This window comes from Butyricimonas sp., assembly GCF_019423355.1.
GTDB lineage: Bacteria > Bacteroidota > Bacteroidia > Bacteroidales > Marinifilaceae > Butyricimonas > Butyricimonas faecihominis.
The window spans coordinates 179791-204905 of sequence record NZ_JAHZBP010000003.1 but is presented as its reverse complement, the minus strand read 5'-3'; the positions used below and the strand labels follow the sequence as shown (position 1 = coordinate 204905).

The following is a 25115-nucleotide window of genomic DNA, read 5'->3' as shown; positions in this document are numbered from 1 at the left end:
TAATTATAAATTCTTTTAACCCGAGTTAATGTCCTGACTTTAACTTTTTATTAACGTATCACACCTTGTTATTTAAATCAAGTCCAAATAGCTTTACACACGCTTAAAATGATTAAAAATATGAACAACATGGATAAAAAACAGGCCCTGCATTACCATGCAATGGGACGTCCCGGAAAGATTGAAGTCGTTCCGACAAAACCACATAGTACACAATATGATCTTTCACTGGCCTATTCCCCAGGGGTAGCGGAACCCTGCTTGGAAATCCAGAAGAATCAAATTGATGCCTACAAATATACAGCCAAGAGCAACTTGGTAGCCGTGATTTCAAACGGGACAGCCGTGCTCGGACTAGGAGATATTGGTGCCTTGTCCGGCAAACCCGTCATGGAAGGGAAAGGATTATTGTTTAAAATATTCGCGGACATCGACGTGTTTGACATCGAACTCGACACGAAAGACGTGGATAAATTCATCGAAACGGTTAAAATGATCTCCCCGACTTTCGGGGGAATAAATCTGGAAGATATTAAAGCACCCGAATGTTTCGAAATCGAACACCGGCTCAAAGAAGAACTGGATATTCCCGTGATGCACGATGACCAACACGGGACAGCCATTATTTCGGCTGCCGGGTTACTAAATGCCCTCGAACTCAACGGGAAAAAAATTGATACTATTCGTGTCGTAGTCAACGGAGCCGGAGCCGCAGCCATTTCCTGCGCCCGCCTTTATAAAGCATTGGGAGTGAAGAAAGAGAACATGATCATGTGCGACAGCAAAGGAGTTATCTACACGGGAAGAGCCGGCCTCAACGCGGAGAAAGAAGAATTTGCCGTTAAGACCTCTGCCCGTACACTAACCGAAGCTCTCGTTGGGGCCGATATGTTTTTAGGTCTCTCTGTCGCTGATATATTGAGCGAAGAGATGATTCAAAGCATGGCAAAAGACCCGATCGTATTTGCCCTCGCCAACCCGAACCCGGAAATCAGCTATGAAAAAGCCATTCACAGCCGACCGGACATCATTTTCGCCACGGGACGTTCGGACTACCCAAACCAGATCAACAATGTACTCGGATTCCCGTATATCTTCCGGGGAGCCTTGGATGTGCAAGCCCGGAGCATAAACGAGGAGATGAAGCTTGCCGCCACTTACGCGCTGGCTGAATTGACGAAAGAACCCGTTCCCGAAAACGTGAAAATGGCATACAATGACCCATCTATCGCTTTCGGCAGGAATTACATCATTCCCAAACCCTTGGACACCCGTTTAATCAGTCGTATCGCCCCCGCCGTGGCAAAAGCCGCCATCGAATCGGGAGTTGCCCGCACGGGAATCGAGGACTGGGATGCCTACCGGGATCAACTGGAAAAACGCATGGGCCAAGACGAACGACTCATGCGCCGAATGACCCGTAAAGCCAAAACCAACCCCAAACGAATCGTGTTTGCGGAAGGAGCTGACATCAAAACTCTGATGGCCGTACAGGAGATTCTTTCCGAAAAGATCGCTCATCCCATACTCATCGGCAACAAAACCGAGATCGAGGCTCTCCAAAAACAATATAAATTAGAGTTACCCGAACTAACCATTTTCGACCCGGCAAAAGAGATCGACAAAATAGATCAATACACCCAGTCTTATTACGGGAAAAGACAAAGAAAAGGGGTTATTCTGGAACAAGCCAAAGAATTGATGAAGAACCCGAATTTCATCGGTTTAATGATGGTTGAATCCGGAGAGGCAGACGGTTTCATTTCCGGGATTCACTCTAATTACCACGATGTACTCCGGGCTGCCAAAGACATCATCGGCCTAAGAGCTTGTTGTAAATATGCCGTGGGTATGCACATCGTGACCAATAAAAAAGGTACTTATTTCCTAGCCGACACGACAGTCAACAGTCATCCGTCAGCCGACACGCTGGAATGCGTGACCGTCCTGACCTACGAGGCTGTAAAACAATTCAACGTGGAACCGGTTGTCGCCCTTACCTCATACTCCAATTTCGGGGAATACCGCTTGGGTAGTCCGGCACAGATACAAGAGGCCGTTGACACACTCCATCGTAAATACCCCGAAATCCTAGTTGACGGCGAAATGTCCGCATCCATTGCGTTCAATACCGAATTGCGACAAGCACGTTTCCCGTTCTCCCCACTGGCAGACAAGGACGTGAACACGATTATCTTCCCGAACCTTAGTTCCGGAAGTATAGCCTTGGGCGTGTTACAAGAACTAGGAAACAACGAAATCATCGGTCCCGTTCTACTCGGTTTGAATAAACCCGTACATATTTTACAAATGGGATGTAGCGTGAGAGACATTGTTTACATGACCACCTTGGCCGTGACGGACGCACAGAAAGAAATGCCGGTGGATATGTGCCGAATCTGACGATTTACAATTTTAGATTTACGATTTATGATTCTAGCTTTTGTAATCATAAATCGCAAATCTAAAGTCGTAAATTATTTTACCGGAATCTTCTCCACCCTTCTTTGGTGGCGACCACCTTCAAAATCTGTTGACAAGAAAACGTCTACCACATTTTGAGCTTCCTCGTAAGCAATGAAACGAGCAGGCAATCCAACCACGTTCGCATTATTATGCTGACGCGCCAAAGCAGCAAGCTCCATGTTCCAGCACAAAGCACAACGAATACCCTGATGCTTATTGGCAGTCATGGAAATGCCGTTACCACTTCCGCAAATGGCAATTCCTCTTTCATATTCACCAGCCTCCACGGCCGCAGCCATCGGATGAGCTGTATCTGGATAATCCATACTCTCGGCTGAATAAGCACCGAAATCCTTTACTTCATGACCTTTCTCCCGAAGATATTTTACCAACCGTTCCTTGTACTCGTAACCGGCATGGTCACATGCTATCGCTATTTTCATCTCTTTAAAATTATTGTCCTTAACTACAAAACAAAAGTTGACTTGTTATTGTCTGCAAGTTTACATAGAAACTTTTTAACTTGCAACTTGAAACCTGTCAACTTCTAACAAAAAAGGGACTCTTCCGAATCCCCTTTTTATCATCAAAGAATCAATTTATATCCTTTTCCGTGGACATTGATAATTTCCACCGATGGATCTTTCTTCAAATGTTTACGTAACTTCGTGATATAAACATCCATACTTCTGGCATTAAAGTAATTGTCGTCAGCCCAGATATTCTTCAATGCGTAGTTTCTCTCCAATACCTTGTTTACATTCAAGCACAACAGACGAAGTAACTCAGACTCTTTCGTGGTCAATTTTTGTTCTTCTTCCCCGTCAAACAAGGTCTGTTTCTTAGAATTGAATGTTAACTTACCAATTTTGAAGATCTCTTGTTCATCTTCCGGCTTTAACCCGGTTGATCTTCTCAAGACAGCCTCGATACGCAGCAACAACTCTTCCATACTGAAAGGTTTGCTCATATAATCATCGGCTCCTAACTTGAATCCTTCCAACACATCTTCTTTCATCGACTTAGCTGTCAAGAAAATAATTGGAATTTCGCTATTGATCTGTCTAACTTCTTTCGCAAGCGTAAAACCATCTTTTTTAGGCATCATCACGTCAAAAATGCAAATGTCAAACGGTTCGTTCAAAAACCTTTCGTATGCAATCTCTCCATCCTCACACAAAACGGTGTCAAAACCTTTAGCTCTCAAATATTCTTTAAGAAGCATACCCAAGTTGGTATCATCCTCTGCCAATAAAATTTTAATTTTCTCATCCATAGCTATGTTGTTTTAAATAATTCTCATTTTTTAATTCTCTGTAAAAATATACGAATTTAGAAAAATAAGGTTCTCTTTATTTTTTGCTTTTTTACGGTTAAAGGTAAAATGATGTCAAAACAGCTACCTTTTTCAAGGGAGCTTTCCACGTCAATCCTTCCACCATGAGCCTCAACGATTTTCTTCACATATGATAGTCCCAAGCCGAATCCCTTCACGTCATGCAAATTCCCCGTGGACACACGATAGAATCTTTCGAAGATCAACTTCTGATCTTTCTTAGCAATTCCTATGCCATTATCAATGACACTTATTATAATTTCTTTATCTTTATTACGAGTATAAATGGTAATTTCTGGTGGTTTTACACAATATTTTATCGCATTATCCACGAGATTGGAAATCACGTTTGTCACATGCACCTCATCCGCAAGCACTTCATCTTGATCCGCCTCAAGATAAGCAGAGAACTTACCTCCTTTATCCTCCACACGTAAGCTAAATTTAGGTAATAAATCTTCAATCAACTGATTAATATTTATATTCTTTAGCTTTAATTTCATCCGAGTCTCCGTGAACAAAGCCGTTTGCAACACCCGCTCCACTTGGAAAGTTAAACGCTTACTCTCATCCCGGATAATCGTAGCCACCCGGTCAATGGTTTCCGGGGTATTCGTCACCGCCCCGTCTTTCAACATCTGCGATGCCAAAGAAATTGTCGCAATCGGGGTTTTGAACTCGTGCGTCATATTATTAATAAAGTCATTCTTGATCACCGACAACTTTTTTTGCCGGACGATAACGATCAAACAGAACACGGCACAAAACACGATAGCAATCGTGATCAGCACCCCGGGCAGAACCATCCACACGGAACCTGCCGTATCGGACGATGCATCCGGGAACTTCAGATACAGGATAGCCGATGAGCTTTCACCCGGGAATATCTTCCGGCTAAGCGTCACATCATCCGAGACATGACTTAAAAAATTCTTGGAGGTCAAAATAAATTTACCATTTTCCTTGATACCGAATTCAAAACGGGAACGGATTCCAGCGTCTGTCAGCGTGTTACCGATAAAACCATATAGATTATTCAAATCCACCCGCCCCTCGATCACGTGTTTATCCTCTTTCCCTTCCGGTACAAACCTGTAGTTTTCCCCGGTCCGTTCCTTCATGGCTTGTTGCAACTTGGAGATAGAAGTGGCCAAATTATCCTCCTTGAACTTACTTCCCACAAATTCACTGACATCCTTCACCTCCGAATCATCATCAATCAAATTAAGCATAGAATTGGCAACTGCTGACGGGTCATTTTTCACGGCAATCGGACGTTTCGGGTCAATATAAATCGGGGCATCAATCTCCACTCCCCGACTTCTGGCCTCAGACAGATTCCTGTTCTCAGAAAGCCTTCCCGCCTCTTCCTGCTTGCGGATATAATCGACCATATCATCCATGGCCCGGTTAGCCGAGTAGAAGAATTGCTCCTTCTTCACCTCGTAAGCCGTTTGGAAATAACTGGTCTGGAGAATAATCAATCCCAGCAAGGATATACCAAACACAATTCCTAATATGATTATCTGTTGCTTTCTCATACACGCAAATTTAACAAATCCATTTTAACAATTGACAGGCTTAATACTATTTAACAAAAATATAACTCGTTGATCCTCTTCAAAATTTTATCCAATCCGCAAATTAAACAAGTCAAAACTCCGCTTTCACCCACTTTTAACGTTAATAAAACTTTTGAATTTATTATTTTATCCAACACTTCCCGCTTTCCCAACCCTCCGGAATTAGCTAGAATAACGTGGCTTGCCAGTCATCCGTTCGTCGATTCTTCCGCAGATGCTTGTAGGCCAAATCCGTCACTTCACGTCCCCGGGGAGTTCTTTTCAGAAAACCTTCCTTAATCAAGAACGGCTCGTAAACCTCTTCCAAGGTTCCCGGGTCCTCGCTGACCGCGGTTGCAATCGTGGTCAAACCGACAGGCCCCCCTTTGAACTTATCAATAATCGTCAACAGAATTTTATTATCCATATCATCCAGTCCGAACTTATCAATATTCAAAGCCTCCAGCGCGAAGGTCGTGATCTCAAGATCAACCACCCCGTTTCCCTTCACCATGGCAAAATCCCGTACCCGACGCAACAAGGCATTAGCGATACGAGGAGTCCCGCGACTTCTGGATGCGATCTCTTTCGAGGCCTGACTCGTAATCTTTGTTCTTAAAATAGCTGCCGAGCGCTCCACGATCCCCGTCAGCACGTCGAGATCATAATACTCCAAATGGCTATTGATACCGAAACGCGCCCTCAACGGGGCTGTCAGTAAGCCGCTACGCGTGGTTGCCCCGATCAGAGTGAAAGGACTCAATTGGATCTGCACGGATCGGGCAGCCGGCCCTTTATCTATCATAATATCAATCTTGAAATCCTCCATCGCCGAGTAAAGATACTCTTCTACGATCGGGCTTAACCGGTGAATCTCGTCAATAAACAACACATCATTCGGCTCCAGATTAGTTAACAACCCCGCTAAATCACCCGGTTTATCCAACACCGGACCCGAAGTAATCTTAATCCCGACTCCCAACTCGTTAGCAATAATAGCCGACAAAGTTGTCTTTCCCAATCCGGGAGGGCCGTGCAACAAAACGTGATCCAGAGATTCACCCCGCATCTTCGCCGCCTCCACGAAGACTTCCAGATTATCCACGATCTTCTTTTGCCCCCGGAAATCACTAAAACTCAACGGACGCAAAGCCTTCTCCAGTTCTTTCTCACTATCTGGCACATTCCCGGTCCTTATATCAAAATTACCCATGTACTATTTTATTAATAACAATCTATTCAATTCGTAAATGTACAACAAAACAATTGAAAACGGAAAATGGAAAATGGAGAATAAATTAATTATCTTTTTCTGGCAAAGAAATTTTTTACCAATTCTCCACATTCATCCTCTAAAACTCCGGTAACCACGTTTGTCTTCGGGTGTAACACGGACGGGGAAAGCCGGGCATACCCCCGATGCGGATCGACAGCTCCGTACACCAGTTCTCCCAATTGAGCCCAAGCAAGCGCACCGCCACACATGACGCACGGTTCTAACGTGACATACAGGGTACAATCATTTAAATATTTTCCTCCCAATAAAGAAGTCGCGGACGTGATGGCAAGCATCTCCGCATGTGCCGTCACATCATTCAAACGCTCGGTTTGATTATGGGCCCGGGCGATTACCCGACCTTTACAAACGACTACTGCCCCAACCGGGATTTCCCCTTCTTCTTCAGCCAAGCGGGCTTCTTCCAACGCTTTCCGCATGAACATTTCGTGCTTATCCATAAATACTATTTTTTATATTCTCTTTCTTTTCTCCACGAAACCCATGTATATATCAAGGCCGAAACGATCAATCCCACGGTCACAAGCAATGCCAGCACCAACCACCAGTTGGCAGACTCCTGTTTCCGGTTCATCTCTTCGATCTCCCGCAAGAATTTTTGATTCTTGTATTTTTTCAACACTTGACGATAACGCCCGTTATCATAAAAGGAATCGTACAACTCCAAAACCGAATCCCGTCGATGCAAGACGTCACAAAACGCCTGCCGGTTCTCCATATCCTCGTGATATTCGCTCAGCAATTCCAACACCCGAGCCTGAGCCAATTGACTCTCCGGGGATTCTGCTTTTTTATAACTAATACTTTCCAGATACGCAACAGCCTTATCCTTTTCCCCCATCTCCCACAAACAACGCCCATACCTTAAATAATTCATGAACATCACACCGGGAACCTTCAATTGATTTTCACGAGCATATATCTCGTAGGAGTCAATCGCACTTTTTAACGCCATCAAAGCCGAGTCCCGAAGTCCCTCATGGATAAAAGATTCGGCTACACGAGCAAGCAACACGTTACGCATCCCACCTCGTTTCTCATTCGCCAGTCCAACCCGCAATATCTCCCGAGCCTTTTCGTGATACCCCAACCCGGAATAAGCCTCGGCCACCTGTATCCCATAACGTCCAAACCCGCTTGAATCCGGCAACTCCTTTAAAACCTCTTCATACCAGAGTAATGCCTCCTCATGCCTTCCCAGCTTTTTTAGGCTTGCCGCCATCTGCTCGTAAAAAGGCTTTACCTTACCCCGGAATCTTGAGCGTCGTAAAAGGCGATAGGCCTCCTCGTAACAAGCATATTGTTCTTCATATTCCTGCAAAACCCCGTATAAAGTTGCTTTCAAGCGATAAGCCTCGATCTCCCCCTCCGTATCCGAAAGTCCCCGATACAACGACAATGCCTGATCCACGGCTCTAAAAGCCCGGTCTATATCGATCGATTTAAAAAAACAAGCTCCCAAGTAATAGAATTTAGCCTCCTCCTCCCGGGTAAACACCACCTTAGAAGGTACCCGGCTGATAAAACGAATGGCCTCTTCCGCACAGCTATCCCGCAAAATCAAAGAACCGTAAAGCCGGGTTAATTCCAGCGCCACCAGATTCTTCACGTCCCGCGGAGCAATCCGGTAGGCCTCCCGTAAGTAAATCCGAGCCTGTTGCATCTGCTCCACCCTAGTGGAATAACAGCTTCCCGCTGCCAACAATACTTTCGAACGAAAAAAATTAGGTAACTCTGCGGACACCTTTACCAAAGAATCAAACGCAGGCGACAACATCACAGAGTTCTCCAACTCCCTGCACAATTCTGCTGTTTTCGCTTTCTCATTTTTCCGACAAGAAGACAACAAAAACAAAATTGTTATCCCCAAGCACATTATGATTCCAACTTGTCTCATTCTTGCTAATTTTGTCTTCTCTCACCAAGCTAATAGTCTATTCACTACCATGCACATTTTTATTGAAGGTAAAAATCCAAATTTTCCGTGAGTGATACAAATTTTCACCCACATTTTTTCATCCTGTACATCCACTAAATTCCTTCCTGCATATTTTTTGGTTTAAATAATTTTATCCTTACCTTTATCTTTCGATTAAGTAATTTACTCATTAAAATAACAATTGCTATGCAGACAATTGATAATTACAACTTTAAAAACAAGAAGGCGCTTATCCGCGTAGACTTCAACGTACCTTTAAATGAAAAGTTCGAGATCACGGACGACACCCGTATGCGGGCAGCCGTTCCCACGATCAAGAAAGTGTTGGCGGGAGGAGGTTCCGTAATATTGATGTCTCATCTCGGACGCCCGAAAAACGGACCGGAAGACAAATTTTCATTAAAACATATCCAGAAACACTTGGAAGAACTGCTAGGTGTACCCGTGAAGTTCGCCGATGACTGCATCGGGGAAAGCGCAGTAAAAACTGCAGCAGACCTGAAACCGGGAGAAGTTCTCCTGTTGGAAAACCTTCGATTTTACAAAGAAGAAGAAAAAGGAGACGAGAATTTCGCTCAAAAACTGGCTTCTTTAGCCGACGTTTGGATCAACGATGCCTTCGGGACAGCCCACCGGGCTCACGCATCCACCGCTGTTATCGCCAAATTTTTCCCGAATGACAAACTATTCGGCTACGTCATGCAAGGAGAATTGGAAAGCGTGGATAAAGTAATGCACAACCCCACCCGCCCGTTCACGGCCATCATGGGAGGCTCCAAAGTTTCATCCAAAATCGATATTATCATGAACCTCATGGATAAGGTGGATAACCTCATCTTGGGCGGTGGAATGACTTACACGTTCAAAAAAGCACTGGGCGGTCATGTCGGCAATTCCATCTGCGAGGAAGATAAGCTCGACCTTGCTCTTGAAATCATGAAACTAGCCAAAGAAAAAGGTGTAAATCTTGTATTGGCAACCGACACTGTCGCTGCCGACGCTTTCGACAATAACGCCAACACCCGGATCGTTCCTTCCATGGAAATTCCCGATGGATGGGAAGGATTGGATGTAGGCCCGGAAAGTATTGCTTCCTTCACCAAGGTCATCGAGCAATCCAAAACAATCCTTTGGAATGGCCCCGTGGGAGTATTCGAAATGCCTAAATTTGCCGTGGGAACCAAAGCCATCGCTGATGCCATCGTGAAAGCCACTGCAAACGGCGCCTTCTCCTTAATCGGGGGTGGCGACTCTGTTGCCGCCATCAACCAATTCGGCTTGGCCGACAAGGTTAGCTACGTATCCACCGGAGGTGGTGCCCTGCTAGAATACATCGAGGGGAAAGAGTTGCCGGGGATCACGGCTATTCGAAGGGAATAATCCCAAGTAAAATATCAAAGAAAACCAAATGGGGCTGTTAATTCATTTTAAACAGCCTTCATTTTGTATTTCTCTACTCAAACGTTGCACTCTTCCAAAGAACCCCTCCCGAACATTCTGTTCTAGATAACACCTCCTTCTCCAACAATTTGTTCGGGATATTCAGTAAATGCACTAAAATAGCAGTAAATTTTTTTAAGTCTACAGCTATTTTATTACACTTAATTCATCGCTAATCTTCAAAATATTCGGTGAAATTACTAATTGGGGCATACCTTTCCCTTGGATTTGGTTACCCCCGTTTGGGCCGTCAAACCTATTATAGCGGAAAATAACTTAAAAAAATTCAAAAGGTCAACTAATTTGCAACAAATTGACTGGATAATATTTTCGATTTTTAGGAATATCTCTTGTTACTTTTCTAATTTATAGCCTTTAGGTCGTACAAAAATCAAAAAATCCTTGATCACGAAATCTTTGAAAAAATTACGATGTTTCTCACGCCAATAGGCTCCTCCAAGTTTAAAAAAATCATCACGTTCAACCGTGTAAGGTTCTTCAAAGATTATATATATACAATAATACGTTTTCCCCTTTTTCTCGAAATCTTCCCGTTCACTTCCGGATAAATATGTCCATAGCATCCCATCAACCTTATGAAATCGTGTACTTGTTGGCCCAAAAAACTTTATTGGAATTTCAAGATCTTTAAATAAGGAATCCACTTTCAAGCCGATATAGCGCTCCTTATTTTGCAAAAGATTCATCTTTATATACCGTAACGTATCTCCCCCGCAATCCGCTAAACTCACGTGACGACCGTTACTCTCATTTTGCCCCTGACTAACAAAAGCAAACAATAATATTCCAAAAAACAATAATAATTTCCTCATAATCAAATATTACTCGTAAGTTGGAGAAAAGATATAATCCCCTTTCTCCAACAATTTGTTACTTTACCAATTCCTTTCTTTCAGGTTCTACCCAAATTAGAAAATCCTTGATCACGAAATCTTTGAAAAAATTACGATGTTTCTCACGCCAATAGGCTCCTCCAAGTTTAAAAAAATCATCACGTTCAACCGTGTAAGGTTCTTCAAAGATTATATATATACAATAATACGTTTTCCCCTTTTTCTCGAAATCTTCCCGTTCACTTCCGGATAAATATGTCCATAGCATCCCATCAACCTTATGAAATCGTGTACTTGTTGGCCCAAAAAACTTTATTGGAATTTCAAGATCTTTAAATAAGGAATCCACTTTCAAGCCGATATAGCGCTCCTTATTTTGCAAAAGATTCATCTTTATATACCGTAACGTATCTCCCCCGCAATCCGCTAAACTCACGTGACGACCGTTACTCTCATTTTGCCCCTGACTAACAAAAGCAAACAATAATATTCCAAAAAACAATAATATTTTTTTCATAACTTTCTATTTATTTACAATGAAACACCGCTATAATTTCCGAACTCGCATCCATAGTTTTTACGAGAGTAAACACTTGCTCTCCATTCTTTTTGTATAAAAGCTGTACGCCTGCATCAGCTCTCTGCAGAGCGTAAGCCAATGAGTAGATATCCACCTCTACCCCACTATACATTTTTCCTAATTTCACTTGACCATCATAATATCTCTTTCCCACATCCGTACCTCTCACAAAACCCGCATCACTCCCCACAAAATTAGGGTTATTTTCCAAAAATACAGCTGCTTTTTTACGATCCGTTACGGTTATGGCAAATGTATAATCTTTTGCAACAACATAGGAGGTTTTCAAATTAGGAAATGCATACCCCCTTGTACCATCCGATTTCACTTCTTCTTTTACCACCACTTCCAGCAAATTACACACATCTTTTGCGGACGGGGGAAGGATATTTATATATCCAGGATTCGTGGAGATTGGATGTGTATGAATTACAGCATGTGTCAAATTAGAATATTCCATAGGCACATTTTCGGGAGTTCCTTGGTGGTAAAATGCAAGCGTGCTCACTTGCTTATTTTGATTAACATCCCACTCCTTATTCAAAGATACACTATGTTCCAACGTCGGCTCCGCAGCAAATCTGGACAAAAAATCTTTATACGTTATCGTTCCCTCTCCAAAAGGTGTTGCAAAATTTATATCATCCAACAACTCGTTTGTTGTCGCTTTACACTGGTCGTCTGCCTTATCACAATCGATATGCACGGCCGTACAATGTCGCATTCCACATATCGGGCAAGGTACCACGATACAAGGACCTTCACAAATCCGACAACAAGTACAATTATTTCCTCCCGGACATCCGCGAGTTCCATAAGGACATTTATCTTCCGGATCAACAATCCCACCGGAACCCGGATCTCCCGGATCAGATTCCCCTGGTTCGCCCGGAATCCAGATTACCTCCGTTTCACAATGTTCCCCTACGTACTCTTCATAACGGTATACTTCGACAAAAACTTGTTCCCCATGTTCATTTGTTTCATAGTATCCGGAAACGACTACATTGTAAATAGGATAGCAATTAATCTTCACATCATAATATCCTTCAGCACGACTAGATAATACACTTGCTTTTTCTTCTGGAGTCGCAGACCGGACCATATGCGTAATTCGCCCATCCGAATAACGCCAACCATTAGCAAAAGTTCCGTCAAGATAATGGAAATAAATATAACCGTCAAAATCTTCTTGACGATACAAATACACTGAACGATACACGTCAAATTTTTTAGCGTCCATATACTCTTTCGTCGGGGTCTGCGTCATAAAGAAACCTTTTGTTTTACCCGTCTTCTTATCCGTTAATATAACTAAACGTGTCAAAGAATTAATGTAACGATTATCTTTGGTTTCATCGTAAGCGATCGCATTCTCCGGCAACGTGAAAACACGATAAGATTCCGCTCGCAATGGCACCTCAACCACCTCCCGATCACCTTTTCGATAAGCACAAGCGCAATGCCACATAGGGACCATGTTCTTGAATAACGGATGTTCTCCCGTCATTCCTCGACCTAACGGGGTATACTGCCAATGTTCACTATACCATTGAATGGCTTTCCTCACATTCGGGAGATATATCCCTTTCAACATACTACTTAGTTCGCTATTTCCCGTATTATCAAGAGGTATATCCACTTCTTCCCGCTGACAAGCCCAAAATATCAACCCTCCCGCAAATAACACAAGTAATAACATAATTAATCGATTTTTTTTCATAGGCATTCAATTTTTTAATTTGACATGATATGTTTTGCACTCCCCAAGTAACTATATAACTCGGGGGACAACACTTTTATCTCTTTGTTTAACAATTTGTTAGCCAATACCATGGCACGCTCTCGATTACCTGCTTTTTCCCACATCATCATTTGCAAATAAATGGGTTTAAAACGATTAGGAATCAAATATCTCGCCCGTTGCCATGCCTCCTCTGCCAAACACAATTTTCCTTGTTTCTCCTGCACAATTCCCCACTCGATATAACAACCGTATGAATTGTACAACTGCATACCTCTTCGGGCAACCTCCTCCGCCATTTCCAAACACCCTTGCTTATTCAGCAACAAAGCACAATTAGGTAACACTCTCGGGGTATTCATCAACGACAATAACTTCGTATGAGGATATTCAACGGGGATCTCCTGTTGTTTCCAACACTCCTGCCATACTCTTGTCGCTCGATGATAAGAGCAAAGTTCTGATGCGTACAACCACCCATAAAGTACTACTTCAAAAATAATCAACCACTTACCGTCAAAACTCCAGACTTGTTCACGAGACGAAGAAAGCAATGCCACAATTATCACGATCATCCCTCTCAATTGCAATTGAGAGCCAGGATAAGAAAATAAAGAGAAGACAAACCAAGCAAGTGCTACTCCTTTTAACGCTTGCGTAAGGGCATCTCTCGGAGCTTCAAACTTTTTCTTCTTAAATAAAAAATACATCAATATAAGCAATAGGACCCCACCTTGCACCCCTTGTTCAACGAAAACTCGCAGGAAATCGTTAAAAGCATACCGATTCTCGTCCGCCAGCCTTTTCTCTGCCGAGGTTCCCCCTTGCTCGAAATAACGTCGTTGGTAATCCATATAATCCTTCTGGAACCCATTAATTCCCCGCCCGAAAGGTTTTTCTACCAACATCTGCCCAGTAATTTTCCAAATCAGCAATCTCCCCGATGCTGACTCTCCTTTATTGCGAGTACTCCATCCCGCTAGCAACAAAACGACTATTAAAGCAACACTCCATACCCAACAGGATAACCTGCACGATTGCTTTGTGTATTGATACAACAAATACCCGTTTCCCACGGTAAAGCCCAACCATGCAGAACGAGAATTTCCAACATACAAGAGGCCTAGCGACAGGATAACTCCCATCACAAGCACCCCTTTTATCCACTTAGAACGATACATTCCAATCTGTCCGCAGGACAGCACTGCTACACAAGCCACGAAACAGCACCACAATCCCGTATTCCCCAAACTACCACTCACCAGACTCATTCCCATCCCCGGATAGAAACAATTAGTCTGTTTCACAATTCCATAACACAACTGCCACAGCAATAAAAACGGAAAAATTCCCAATATTACTCGTATGTGTTCCCGGCTAGAATTTCTCACTGTCACATATAATAATCCACATGCCACGTGCATTAACAAAACCTCCCTATCAAGGCATTCCCAAGACAGGGCGATCAGTACTGTCTGATAACAACTATAAAGCAAAACAAGCACATCCACCCTTGACAACATAAACCGCACATTCCCATCCACCCGGTAACGATAAATGAACATCATCACCAAATAAATCCCTTGTACTAGAATTAAGTCAAAAGATTTGATACCTTGAAAAAAAGCCGTATTTCCCGTACTTACCCAAGGGGAGAAAAGGTAAGCCAGAATAAATAAGAAAAATAATACAAACAATTTTTTCACTTTACCAAAATCTTATCTTATTATTTTCAATCGTAAAGATTCGCTCTTCCTTACCACTTGTATGATTATGTAACCATAGTAACGCATTTACCGGGACATTATCATACTCTATATTGCACGACGATGGAGATTTCATACCCAAGGAAACCCAACCATTAAAGCCATAATAAAATAGCTCATATTCATTTCCTTGATAGATACCATTTCCATCTCCCCGAGGCAGGCAAGTGATTGTTGCTAAATTCACCGATTTCAAAAAATCTATCTCGATTCTATTTTTACGATTAACGGAAATATTCGTCAGGGGATCTTTATCAAAACCAGCAGCATAACAAAGATCAACTTCACCTTGAATGGTGTTCCCCTGTCTATCCACAAATGCAAATTCTGCAATATCGGCATGTGTGGGATGGGAGATTCTCCAATATCGATAATTTTGGGTAAATTTTAATTCATTTTGAATATAAACGACACTATCAACCACATTGTAAGCAATCGTATCCGCTAGAAAAAAATCACTCCTATCAGAAGCCTCGATAATGATCCCCCGAGCCTGTTTTGAATAGCGGAGTAAATTGTTATTAAAAGGATATTTTCTCTCAATACGTAATTCACGCCGGATATTCGTGTCTGGAACCAAATGTTGTATACTTCCATCAAGATGTAAAATAAACGGGTAATCGAACGGCACCATTTCTTCTTTCTGATAATACACAGGCAAATAGACTATTTTCTTCCCCATGTTTTCAAATTTTACACGTGAAGATTGAACCTCTCCCAAAACGACAGGTTGCCAGATCAAATCATTAAACACGCACAGATAAGCATGGAACACAGGAATAGTTTTTTCCCGTCGGAAAGAAAGAGAGACATTAGCTGTATGCATATAATCATTACTTACATCTTTGTAAAAAGGATTTTGAAAGAATTCAGGTATATACTCACCTCGTACGGGAACAGGTGTTTGATTTCGAGAAAATGTTTTTTGATACACTTTTGCAGCTTTACGATCTTCTCTACCAATGAGATCAATGTATTTGAATTCGCCATTCACCACTTTATTCCAACAATGGAAACCATTCCGGTTGGCATAAAAAGGCATGATATGCATTGAAGAAGGTATACACGAAACCCTTGATTTAAAATTCTCTTGTAACGCATTATATAAACATTCGGAGTATAGGTTTTGTTTCAATATTTTCCGCGATAATTGATGGCTCAAATGATTCTGAGCATTCGGAAGGGCAAAGTTATTTCCTAAACTAGATATATTATACTTCACATTCCCCATGTCATCAAGTCCCTTTAAAGCCAACGAATCTAGTTTCAATGAATCCCTCCACAAATCCAATCGTTCACTTTCGAAACGATAAGGAAGTAGATGTTCCAAAAAAATATAGAACGGCAAATTTTGCAGCCAAGGACATTCGCTCATACACTCAAATGAACGATCAATATGACGAATGAGAAAATCAGCTTTCACCGTTTTCAAATCTTCTACTTTACAAGACACATCCCGTATCCACTCCATGCTGCACAGGGATATCTCTAGAATTTTTTTATTGAAGTAAGACGAGGTTGTATCTTCATATATTTTTTCTCGATATCGGTTAATGACATCTCCTTCCAATGTGTAATGCCCAGGCATATTTTCAATCAGAAATATGGCTGCTCGTAATTTTAGCGAATCCGCAGAATTTTTGGAATAATGTTGAAGCACCTTTTCTAACTCCCCACGATTATCACCTGCAAATCGTAGGGCTACTTCCAATGCTTTATTTTCCGGTTTGCATGAAAACAACACGCAAAATATATAAATACAATATAATAATTTCATAAATTTACACAGATGAAGGCTCCCCCCCCCTTTGAAATCAAAGGGGGGTAGTACTTTTGTTTTTATGAAGAAATGTAGTATGCTTGTTTCACATTTACATCTCTTGCGTGGTTGTAAGTTAGGCTATTCTATAACTCCTTCTGCAACAGCTCCCCCAACACCGGATCGGAAGGTCTACGAGAAGAGGCATCCCATACTTTTCCTGTCGGGTCCAAGATAATAAAACGCGGAATCCCATGAACAGCCATTTGTTGCATCAAAGGATGTTTATATGCCCGGGAACATAACAACTGTTCTCCATCCATATCCTTTTGCTTTACAAACTTTTTCCAAGTATCAACATGTGTATCCAACGAGATCGAAACCCATACTAACGGTAAATCTTTCAACCGATCTTCCAACCTCTTGGCATAATTAATCTCAGCAACACACGGATTACACCCCGTGGACCAAAGATCAACAAACACGTATTTCCCTTTGAATTCAGATAAACAAATAGTATCTCCATGAATATTCGGGAAACTATATTTACTAAAATCAAGTCCTGACATATCCCGATACACACTTTTTTTCAATTCTTGAGCGCATACAGCCAATTCGTTTTTTCCCGCTTTGGATTTCACGATACACTTTGCTTTTTGAAGTCGTCCCTCCAAACCCTTCACGTTTCCTTGTAACAATTCTAACTTTATCGCTCGTAACAAATAAGCCTCCTTTAACACAGGATCCTCAATCACACTCGCCATATCATTTAAGTAAGTTACACGAGAACCTATCTTAATTTTTTCATTTCGTACCTGGGCGTACAACCACTCTTGAAACAAAGCAAACCAATCTCCGGTAAACGTCAATTCTCTGACCCATTTCACGTTCAACACGGGATCACTGTAATCAGGAGCCACATCGGGAGGATTAAAAACTTTCCCGAAAGCCTTCGAACGCAGTATCATCATATACAGATTTTCCAGTAACCGGAATTGCATATATCCCTTGACTATCTGTTGATCTTTCATTGATAAACCAGAAGTTTCAATCACTTTTTCCCGCTCTTGATACCCACGATACAACGCCTCGGCATAAGGTTTTGTAAACGTTTTTATCCCGTCTGTTTTCGGCTTAAACTCTTCCGCTAACACACGTCGTAATAAATTATTTACCCCAGCATAAGAGCCTTGAAATTTCTCATCTTGAGTCAAATCAAGATTAATCTTCGCTCCCGGAGCCACAAACAAATTACCCGAAAAAACTTGCCGACCGATACTTATCGATAAAAACATAGGTTCTTTGACTGGAAAAGTAATACTATATTCTCCGCTGACATCAGCCTCCACCAACCGTTGTGTCATCCCAACTTGCCGTTCAACCAAAAGGTGCATCGGTTTTCCAGACGCTACTCGTCCTGTTATCGTCACAACCGTATCCTGTTTTTGAGCTATCGCACAAAAGGACAAAACCAAAACAAGTAATATTAAAAATACCTTTTTCATGTCTCCCTCAATTTAATTTAGAACGATATTTCGCAAAAAACTCTTTCGTAATATTCTTCATCTTATCATTATCCAATGCATTTATCATTCTTTCTTCCAAAGCGACATAACGTGCGATCTGTTCTTCACTTCCTTTTTCTATGATAAAATCAAGGAAAGGAGCTTTCCACAAAAAAGCATGCGGCAAATTCTGCACATCTTTTTCTAACAGACAAAGCATATCGTCTATATTCTGGCTATTCTGAGCTTTCACAAAGTGAAGAGATAAAAGGATGCCTTCCTTACCGATAAAATCAACCGTCTCTAACTGCTTACTCAAAAAAGCAAACAGATCATCCATCAGAGCACTGGATTTCAATCCCGTAAGTAAACCATAATAATTATCATACAATCTTTTATCCACCACCTTCTTACCGATTTGCTTATCGAAATCTGCTTTATGAGCTAGTATATAAGCAAATCGCTCGTCTTGAGGACCAACTTCATCTTGATCATACAGATACCAATTCTCCGGTAAACATTTTTCTTGATCGGAAAGCTGTTTGAACTCTTCCCCTGTTAATGCCTTCACCTCATCCCGGTCTCCAGCGTCCTCCAAACTTTTACGATACAAAGTACGTTGTTCCACATCTAATTTTCCCTCTTTATAGAGCTTTTCCAGATAATAACGGGAAGTCTTTTCTTCAGCTCCCCGTTTAACACATGCCATGAAGTTTTCTGTTTTCCGGGAACCCACGATCCGGTGTTGCACGGTTCCATCGGGACGAATCATCAGGAATGTCGGGTAAGATCTAACATGAAAACGCCCGTTTAAATATCTCCCCTCTCCTTTCTCCATATCATATTTCACATTCACGAAATGCTCGTTGAAAAACTCACCCACCTCCGGAAGAACAAAGACATTATTCAGCATATATTTACAGGGACCGCACCAACTGGTGTAGCAATCTACAAAAACAAGTTTGTTTTCAGCCTTTGCTTTATTTAGTGCTTCCTGAAAAGTTAACTCTTGAAATTGGACTCCCTGTTCTTGAGCTTCAAGCCGTGAGAGGCTACATACTATCAAACAAAATATCAGAATTTTTTTCATCATAACCCTATTTCTTAAATTATTTTTCTAATTCCGCATCCAGTAATGCCTTTAACCTCGGATCAGAAGGACGAGGAGAATCAATCGTAACCACCTTTCCTTGGCGATCAAACACCATAAAACGAGGAATCCCCTTAATTTTATAATCTTTGACGATCTGGCTCCAGCCACTGGCAAACAATTGTATGCCTTCCAGTCCCTCTTTATCCAACACATCCAACCAAGCCTGATGATCTTTCTTTTCATCCACGGACACTCCTATAAAAACAACATCTTTACCCCGCATCTCTTCTTCTAGCTTAATTAAATACGGTATCTCTTTCCGACAAGGACCACACCAAGTTGCCCAAATATCCACCACGACCACTTTCCCCTTGAAATCCGAAAGAGAAACTAATTTCCCGTTCCGATCTGGATAAGTAAAATCCGCTGCTTTTGCTCCCTTATTCCCCACGTATAATTTAGCACTCAGTTCATCCATCCTCCGATGATGACTTCCTGTTGTCAAATACTTAGAAAAATAAGTTACGATCTCATCATATTTCTCGTACGTTTTCGCCCACCCGGCATGCTTTAACACGATCTCCGCCTTCAGTAGATCACACGGAACCCATTCCAATTGATCAACAATGGTTTGCTTCCGGTTAAGCTTTTGCAATGCGAGATTCGTGTAGCTCATCAAATAATCTACCCCGTAAGGCTGCCGCAACAAGCTGCTGTCGTTCAATTTATCTTTCGACACTAACGTAGAATAATAATCAGGATAATCCCCCGGCTCAGGACGACATCCTCTCATCACAGCCCGATCCACCTTGACAGCCGACAATATCCTCAATGCAAAATACTCCACGTCATACTCCACGGTTTGCCTCAGCAACTCTTCAAAAAACGGATTCTCAGAACGAATCTCCCTTTTAAACACCCCTGCTTTCGGCAAAAAATCCATGTAATACGGGAATAACTCTTTATACGTGAAAAAGATAAAATCCTTATGATCCACTCTCCGACGCACTGGTTCAAATATGCTCTCCCACCGGGCTAGCAATAAATTCTCGGGAGTATTACGATTCGTTATAACCAACGTATCTTCCAATATATTCACCTCTGCCCAGTCTCCTGCCTCCAAATAAACTCGGATTCGTTCACTCGTTTTTTCACCCCCAACCGTGTAGAATCCGGGACGAGCAGGCTCTATCGCAAACCCGTACCACCCGTTCTTCCCCACCCGGGTTTTACTAATCAACGTCTCGGCCCCATCCACCACTTCATACAACCCAACCTCGTCCATTTTTTCCCGATGCACCTGTCCCTTCACTTCGGCAAAGGCGTCCAATGACAGTTTAGCCAACTCATTATCATGTTCATGTAACTTATTCCCACTACCACAAGCGGCAAAAAGCAACGCAATACAAAGAACAAAGATCTCCTTGATTACAATAAAAACATTCAATTTCATATTGTTACATTTTTCTCATCCATGTTCATTAAAAGCATTACTTGCCTAACGCTCCCTCCAACATCTTTTTCAAAGCTGGATTCGAAGGACGAGGAGCATCAAAAGAAACCACGTTCCCCTTCCGGTCGATCACGATAAAACGCGGGATCCCGTTAATCTTGTAATCCTTTGTAATTTTACTCCAACCACTAGCAAAAACTTGAATACCCCCTAACTTCTCCTGCTCTATAAAATCTAACCATTTTTGTTTATTTCTAGCCTCATCCACGGACACTCCCAAGAAAACGACATCCATACCCTTCATCTCCTCCTCCAACTTTTTCAAATGCGGGATCTCTCCCCGGCAAGGAGCGCACCAAGTTGCCCAGACATCAATCAACACCACCTTACCCTTAAAATCAGAAAGTGACACTTGTTTACCGTTCACATCCGGATAAGTAAAATCAGCAGCGACACCACCTGCACGGGTCTTGTACAACTTAGTTCCCACCGCTTCCGCTCGGGCTTTTAAAGAGGGAGATAACCAATATTTCTCGAACTTCTTCATCCCATCCAAATACTCCTCGTACGTGCGATACTCAGAGAAAAAACGACTTACAACAAACTCTCCTCTCAGCCGATCACTTGGGATCGCCTCCAAACAAGTCTGCTCGTACAGGGCCTTATCCGCCGGATTTACATCCTTCTCGTTCACGGCAAAAATAGAGTACAATCTCAGCATCGTAATTCCATTCGGAAAATCCAACACTCGTTCATCCGCAAATTTCTTCGAATTAATAATCTGCTTGTAATACTCAGGTCGATCAGACACCTTCGGATGTTTCGATCGAGGGGTTTGTAAAAAAACAACAGCATAATAATCCGTGGCATAATCAATCCACTCTCTCAGCAATGCATCGAACTCCTTGTTACCACTCTTCAAACCAGCCTTCAACTCCGACAACCCGGCAACAAACTTTTCAAAATCAGGAAAGAAATCCTCATACGTGCTGAATACTCTATCAAAAAACACACTCTTCAGCCATACATGATAAGCATATTCCACCCATTTATACAATTGCACGTTCTCCCTCGTGTTCTTGCCTATCAAGTTAGCCTTGTTTTCCTGTAACTCGATATTTATTTCTTCCCCCCCTTTCACGTACACGGGGAAATTCATCCGCTCATCCTCCCCTATCACGTAAAACCCGGGTTTCTCGGGCTTAACTAGAAAACCGAAACTACCATCCGCCTCCACCCGACTTACCGCACACACCACCGGAGTCCCATCCACGGTCTTAAATAATTTAACCTGTGACAACCATTGATCCTTCACTTTTCCTTTGATTGCCGTGAAATCCTGAGCACACACTGCTACAACACAGCAAACTGCCGTGATCAATAATAATACCTTTTTCATACAATAAATGATTTATCTTTTTATTTTATATCCGCTCTAATTCGTTCCAAATCAAAACCTGCCCCTTTAAGCACATACTCCATCAATGTATAACGCGCTTGCACGTAAGGATAAGCTTCATATTTCTTCATAAACTCCTCCTTATCGTAATCCAGAACGGCATCCAGATAAGCAGCAAAATCATTTTCTGCTGTCGGGACATTATAATAAGTTTTTCCATCGGATTTATATGTAGCCAATGCCAATAATCCAAAATTCTCCGGACAATTTTGCTCCACGTAAGCTTTATACTCGTCATAACTGTCCAACTGTTTATCCATAGCCGCAATCACATTATTAGCAAGGTTTACCTCGCTCTCCCATTTTTTTCGTTCTGTTTCCGTTAAATCATCTCTTTCCAGTTGAGCTAAGGCCTCTTCCTTTTTTCCCATGTAAAGAACTTTCATATCATAATAGGATTGCATATTATTTACTTTCAACAACCGATCCGCATAAGAAGGCACGAACGTTTCATAATTTACCCCCCAACATTCTTTTATTATAGCCGGTGAAGCCGATGTATTTTCGAATGCCTTAGTTACAACAGATTGAAAACTGGACAAAGAATCTTGCAAAGCACCATAACAAATTTCATGTAAAAATGCCCGTTGGAAGAGAGAATCCGGATTTGATTGCTCGTATCCATTCAAAGCGAAACCTAAAACCCCAAACCCGCGATAAACATACATGGGCTTCGTTCCCTTTTCCATATCCTGCACGATCAAGATTGCCGGGATAAATACGTCAACCCCATCAAGCCAAGCCAGTAACTTCTCGTTCAGCAACTTCAATAGCGGCATCATTGCAGCCTTACTTTCCGGATTAGTAACATCAACCTTATTAAACGTGATCTTAGTCTGGATATTGGCAATTTCTGTCATATCGTAATCCAAACGAAGCACTTCATAATAAAACTTCGGATCTCCGTTTTCATCTTTCCATCCCCGATCCTCCATCCCGATCGTATCCTTGTAAAAAACTGCAAGATCATATTTCTCATATAGGCGATAAATCATATCATCCACTTCGTCCATATTTTCCGTAGGAGTAATAACATACCAGTTTTTCACTTCCATCGGAGTCAACGTTTCCTCCTCGGAACATGCTATAAATACTCCTATTAACAAAATATAAATTAATTTTCTCATAGCGTTTCCTCCTCTTCTTTTTCAATTACAAAATTTGCCGTAACTCCGCCTCTCACAGGGTTTTTCATATTACCATCGCAAAATTCGATGACACTTTGCGGGATAGGGATCATCCATGAACCAAAACTATTATCATTATATTCTTCCAACGTTGTCTCTCCCACCTTCTCGGCTATTACGCTCCCACCTGCATCCGTTGCAATTTGATAACATACATGTTCTATGGCTCGTTTACATGGATAAGTATTATTCACAGCATAACGACGAAGATCAAACCAGCGATGTCCCTCATAACATAACTCTTTCCGCCGTTCTAATCGTACAAAATCAACAAGTTCCTTTCCTCCAGAAGGAATCGTTGGCATCTTTTTATAACGATATTGCATCAAACTCCTTAACGTATTTACAGCTTCCGATTGTCCCAAACAAGCCTGTGCCTCGGCCTTATTCAAAAGGATCTCGGGATATCGTAACCACCCTCCAGTTGATGCGGGGGTTCCGGTATTTGCATAAACAACCGTATCCATACTTACCGGATCATACTCGGAAATAGATATTTCTGACTTATACTTTCGGGGAACCAAATTCTTCGCATAACGCGTCCGACTGAAGAAACGGTTTAAACGATAGTCATTCTCATCAAACAATCCCTCGAATTCGGGTGAACAAGCATACGACCAGCCGTTCTGTTTCACCGTACGAGTCGTTATCATAATGATTTCACCAGTGGCTAATAAATGATCTATATCTATTCGACTAGATACCTCTAACTCTGCATCGTCCCCAAAAATCCAATACGCCTCGTGTGGCCCATGGGAAAATATCGTCTCCACGGATTCCAAAGTTGCAAAAGATTCGGTGACAGGCAAAGAACTCAAACTCTTCACCCCGTATCCCTCTATCTTATTCGCAACCTCGATACAATCTTCATATCTTTCCATGTATAGATAAACCCGACTCAACAAAGCGTAACAAGCATCGATACTTCCATGTTGGGCATTTTTCCTAGGCGAAGACAACAACTTAAAGAATTCGATTGCTTTTTTCAAATCTGACTCGATAGACGCGTAAACCTCACCTACCGTATTTCGTGAATAATAAATATCGATCACTTCTTCCGACAATTTTAAAGGAACACCCCAAGTAGCATTCGGATTACTCTTATCGTATGGAGCCCCGTATATATTTGTCAACATAAAATAATACCAAGCTCTCAAAAAATAAGTCTCTCCCCCCACTTGATTCAACGTCTCCTCCTCGCCGGACTTATGCTTTGACCGTTGTTCCGGTATGGCTGAAATGATCGAGTTCAAAACAGCGATACGTCTATAAAAGTCCGCCCATATATAATCTTGCACCGCTATCCCCGTCAAACCGATAGCGGGATCATCCGCCCATCGGTAATATCCTGCCACGATTTGCCACGATCTTGTTTTATATTCCTTTGCAACCGGAGCTGGAGCTTCTTTTATATCATCATCCATCAAATGGATACACGTCATAAAATCTCGATTCTGTGTCTTATTTCCAAATGTAGCTATTGCCGCTCCCGGACAAATCGTCATGGCGGGGTCTTGGTAACCACTTCCCAACAACAACTCCTCCAAATCCGAAGCGGTTTCAATATAAGCCAAATTTTGTGAATACTCGTTCAAAAAATCTTTACATGAGGTAGATAATCCACAAAATAAAACTACAAACCATAATATACTATATTTTTTCATCGTATACCGTT

At 42.0% G+C, this 25115-nt stretch carries 19 protein-coding genes; 2 read left to right on the top strand and 17 right to left on the bottom strand.

Annotation, left to right across the window (positions count from 1 at the left end; genetic code table 11):
* The first annotated feature begins 120 nt into the window (after positions 1 to 120).
* The gene (locus QVC79_RS05850; RefSeq protein WP_124316464.1) at positions 121 to 2403 is read left to right on the top strand and encodes an NADP-dependent malic enzyme; all 2283 of its coding nucleotides are present in this window, start codon (positions 121 to 123) and stop codon (positions 2401 to 2403) included.
* A gap of 74 nt (positions 2404 to 2477) precedes the next feature.
* On the opposite strand, the gene rpiB is transcribed toward QVC79_RS05850, so the two are convergent.
* From rpiB to QVC79_RS05820, 6 genes are all read right to left on the bottom strand, one after another.
* Complete coding sequence (gene rpiB, locus QVC79_RS05845; protein ID WP_087419608.1) at positions 2478 to 2909, bottom strand: ribose 5-phosphate isomerase B; 432 nt, start codon at positions 2907 to 2909, stop codon at positions 2478 to 2480.
* A gap of 143 nt (positions 2910 to 3052) precedes the next feature.
* A complete protein-coding gene (gene rprY / locus QVC79_RS05840) occupies positions 3053 to 3742 on the bottom strand; it encodes a response regulator transcription factor RprY (protein ID WP_124316462.1) in 690 nt (229 codons plus the stop codon).
* 56 nt (positions 3743 to 3798) lie between these two features.
* Positions 3799 to 5343 carry a sensor histidine kinase gene (locus QVC79_RS05835; protein ID WP_151412074.1) on the bottom strand — a complete coding sequence of 515 codons (1545 nt, stop codon included), beginning with the start codon at positions 5341 to 5343 and terminating at the stop codon, positions 3799 to 3801.
* Between the two features lie 208 nt (positions 5344 to 5551).
* Positions 5552 to 6577, bottom strand: coding sequence for a Holliday junction branch migration DNA helicase RuvB (ruvB, locus tag QVC79_RS05830; protein WP_124315721.1), 1026 nt, complete (start codon positions 6575 to 6577; stop codon positions 5552 to 5554).
* 89 nt (positions 6578 to 6666) lie between these two features.
* Positions 6667 to 7101 carry a nucleoside deaminase gene (locus tag QVC79_RS05825; protein WP_270594307.1) on the bottom strand — a complete coding sequence of 145 codons (435 nt, stop codon included), beginning with the start codon at positions 7099 to 7101 and terminating at the stop codon, positions 6667 to 6669.
* A 5-nt stretch (positions 7102 to 7106) separates the two neighbouring features.
* Positions 7107 to 8558, bottom strand: a complete 1452-nt coding sequence (locus QVC79_RS05820; RefSeq protein WP_124315723.1) for a tetratricopeptide repeat protein — start codon at positions 8556 to 8558, stop codon at positions 7107 to 7109.
* A gap of 228 nt (positions 8559 to 8786) precedes the next feature.
* Between QVC79_RS05820 and QVC79_RS05815 the strand changes: the two genes are divergently transcribed.
* A complete protein-coding gene (locus QVC79_RS05815; RefSeq protein ID WP_270594309.1) occupies positions 8787 to 9980 on the top strand; it encodes a phosphoglycerate kinase in 1194 nt (397 codons plus the stop codon).
* A 413-nt stretch (positions 9981 to 10393) separates the two neighbouring features.
* On the opposite strand, the gene QVC79_RS05810 is transcribed toward QVC79_RS05815, so the two are convergent.
* The 11 genes from QVC79_RS05810 to QVC79_RS05760 form a co-directional block, all read right to left on the bottom strand.
* A complete protein-coding gene (locus QVC79_RS05810; RefSeq protein WP_287642448.1) occupies positions 10394 to 10873 on the bottom strand; it encodes a hypothetical protein in 480 nt (159 codons plus the stop codon).
* Between the two features lie 58 nt (positions 10874 to 10931).
* The gene (locus QVC79_RS05805; protein WP_287642447.1) at positions 10932 to 11411 is read right to left on the bottom strand and encodes a hypothetical protein; all 480 of its coding nucleotides are present in this window, start codon (positions 11409 to 11411) and stop codon (positions 10932 to 10934) included.
* 10 nt (positions 11412 to 11421) lie between these two features.
* Entirely contained in the window at positions 11422 to 13197 is a 1776-nt protein-coding gene (locus QVC79_RS05800; protein WP_270594313.1) for a hypothetical protein, read from the bottom strand.
* A 14-nt stretch (positions 13198 to 13211) separates the two neighbouring features.
* Positions 13212 to 14924 (bottom strand): O-antigen ligase family protein, encoded by a 1713-nt coding sequence (locus QVC79_RS05795; protein WP_270594315.1) that lies wholly within the window; start codon positions 14922 to 14924, stop codon positions 13212 to 13214.
* Between the two features lies 1 nt (position 14925).
* Positions 14926 to 16761 (bottom strand): hypothetical protein, encoded by a 1836-nt coding sequence (locus tag QVC79_RS05790; RefSeq protein WP_270594317.1) that lies wholly within the window; start codon positions 16759 to 16761, stop codon positions 14926 to 14928.
* A 128-nt stretch (positions 16762 to 16889) separates the two neighbouring features.
* The gene (locus QVC79_RS05785) at positions 16890 to 18248 is read right to left on the bottom strand and encodes a TlpA family protein disulfide reductase (RefSeq protein ID WP_270594318.1); all 1359 of its coding nucleotides are present in this window, start codon (positions 18246 to 18248) and stop codon (positions 16890 to 16892) included.
* Between the two features lie 7 nt (positions 18249 to 18255).
* Entirely contained in the window at positions 18256 to 19341 is a 1086-nt protein-coding gene (locus QVC79_RS05780; RefSeq protein ID WP_270594319.1) for a thioredoxin family protein, read from the bottom strand.
* Between the two features lie 16 nt (positions 19342 to 19357).
* The gene (locus QVC79_RS05775) at positions 19358 to 20794 is read right to left on the bottom strand and encodes a TlpA family protein disulfide reductase (RefSeq protein ID WP_270594321.1); all 1437 of its coding nucleotides are present in this window, start codon (positions 20792 to 20794) and stop codon (positions 19358 to 19360) included.
* A gap of 37 nt (positions 20795 to 20831) precedes the next feature.
* On the bottom strand, positions 20832 to 22193 hold the full coding sequence (locus QVC79_RS05770) for a TlpA family protein disulfide reductase (protein ID WP_270594323.1): 1362 nt from the start codon (positions 22191 to 22193) through the stop codon (positions 20832 to 20834).
* A gap of 20 nt (positions 22194 to 22213) precedes the next feature.
* The gene (locus QVC79_RS05765) at positions 22214 to 23380 is read right to left on the bottom strand and encodes a hypothetical protein (protein ID WP_270594325.1); all 1167 of its coding nucleotides are present in this window, start codon (positions 23378 to 23380) and stop codon (positions 22214 to 22216) included.
* Positions 23377 to 25104 (bottom strand): RagB/SusD family nutrient uptake outer membrane protein, encoded by a 1728-nt coding sequence (locus tag QVC79_RS05760; protein WP_270594326.1) that lies wholly within the window; start codon positions 25102 to 25104, stop codon positions 23377 to 23379. The genes QVC79_RS05765 and QVC79_RS05760 overlap by 4 nt, the downstream gene beginning before the upstream one ends.
* Positions 25105 to 25115: the final 11 nt, after the last annotated feature.

Excerpts from the sequence above, each read along its gene's own strand:
- QVC79_RS05850 (WP_124316464.1), top strand. The coding sequence starts at position 121 with ATGAACAACATGGATAAAAAACAGGCCCTGCATTACCATGCAATGGGA.
- QVC79_RS05790 (WP_270594317.1), bottom strand. The coding sequence starts at position 16,761 with ATGAAATTATTATATTGTATTTATATATTTTGCGTGTTGTTTTCATGC.
- rpiB (WP_087419608.1), bottom strand. The coding sequence starts at position 2,909 with ATGAAAATAGCGATAGCATGTGACCATGCCGGTTACGAGTACAAGGAA.
- QVC79_RS05770 (WP_270594323.1), bottom strand. The coding sequence starts at position 22,193 with ATGAAAAAGGTATTATTATTGATCACGGCAGTTTGCTGTGTTGTAGCA.
- QVC79_RS05765 (WP_270594325.1), bottom strand. The coding sequence starts at position 23,380 with ATGAGAAAATTAATTTATATTTTGTTAATAGGAGTATTTATAGCATGT.
- rprY (WP_124316462.1), bottom strand. The coding sequence starts at position 3,742 with ATGGATGAGAAAATTAAAATTTTATTGGCAGAGGATGATACCAACTTG.
- QVC79_RS05780 (WP_270594319.1), bottom strand. The coding sequence starts at position 19,341 with ATGATGAAAAAAATTCTGATATTTTGTTTGATAGTATGTAGCCTCTCA.
- QVC79_RS05820 (WP_124315723.1), bottom strand. The coding sequence starts at position 8,558 with ATGAGACAAGTTGGAATCATAATGTGCTTGGGGATAACAATTTTGTTT.
- QVC79_RS05810 (WP_287642448.1), bottom strand. The coding sequence starts at position 10,873 with ATGAGGAAATTATTATTGTTTTTTGGAATATTATTGTTTGCTTTTGTT.
- QVC79_RS05785 (WP_270594318.1), bottom strand. The coding sequence starts at position 18,248 with ATGAAAAAGGTATTTTTAATATTACTTGTTTTGGTTTTGTCCTTTTGT.
- QVC79_RS05825 (WP_270594307.1), bottom strand. The coding sequence starts at position 7,101 with ATGGATAAGCACGAAATGTTCATGCGGAAAGCGTTGGAAGAAGCCCGC.
- QVC79_RS05835 (WP_151412074.1), bottom strand. The coding sequence starts at position 5,343 with ATGAGAAAGCAACAGATAATCATATTAGGAATTGTGTTTGGTATATCC.
- QVC79_RS05815 (WP_270594309.1), top strand. The coding sequence starts at position 8,787 with ATGCAGACAATTGATAATTACAACTTTAAAAACAAGAAGGCGCTTATC.
- QVC79_RS05805 (WP_287642447.1), bottom strand. The coding sequence starts at position 11,411 with ATGAAAAAAATATTATTGTTTTTTGGAATATTATTGTTTGCTTTTGTT.
- QVC79_RS05775 (WP_270594321.1), bottom strand. The coding sequence starts at position 20,794 with ATGAAATTGAATGTTTTTATTGTAATCAAGGAGATCTTTGTTCTTTGT.
- QVC79_RS05760 (WP_270594326.1), bottom strand. The coding sequence starts at position 25,104 with ATGAAAAAATATAGTATATTATGGTTTGTAGTTTTATTTTGTGGATTA.
- QVC79_RS05800 (WP_270594313.1), bottom strand. The coding sequence starts at position 13,197 with ATGAAAAAAAATCGATTAATTATGTTATTACTTGTGTTATTTGCGGGA.
- ruvB (WP_124315721.1), bottom strand. The coding sequence starts at position 6,577 with ATGGGTAATTTTGATATAAGGACCGGGAATGTGCCAGATAGTGAGAAA.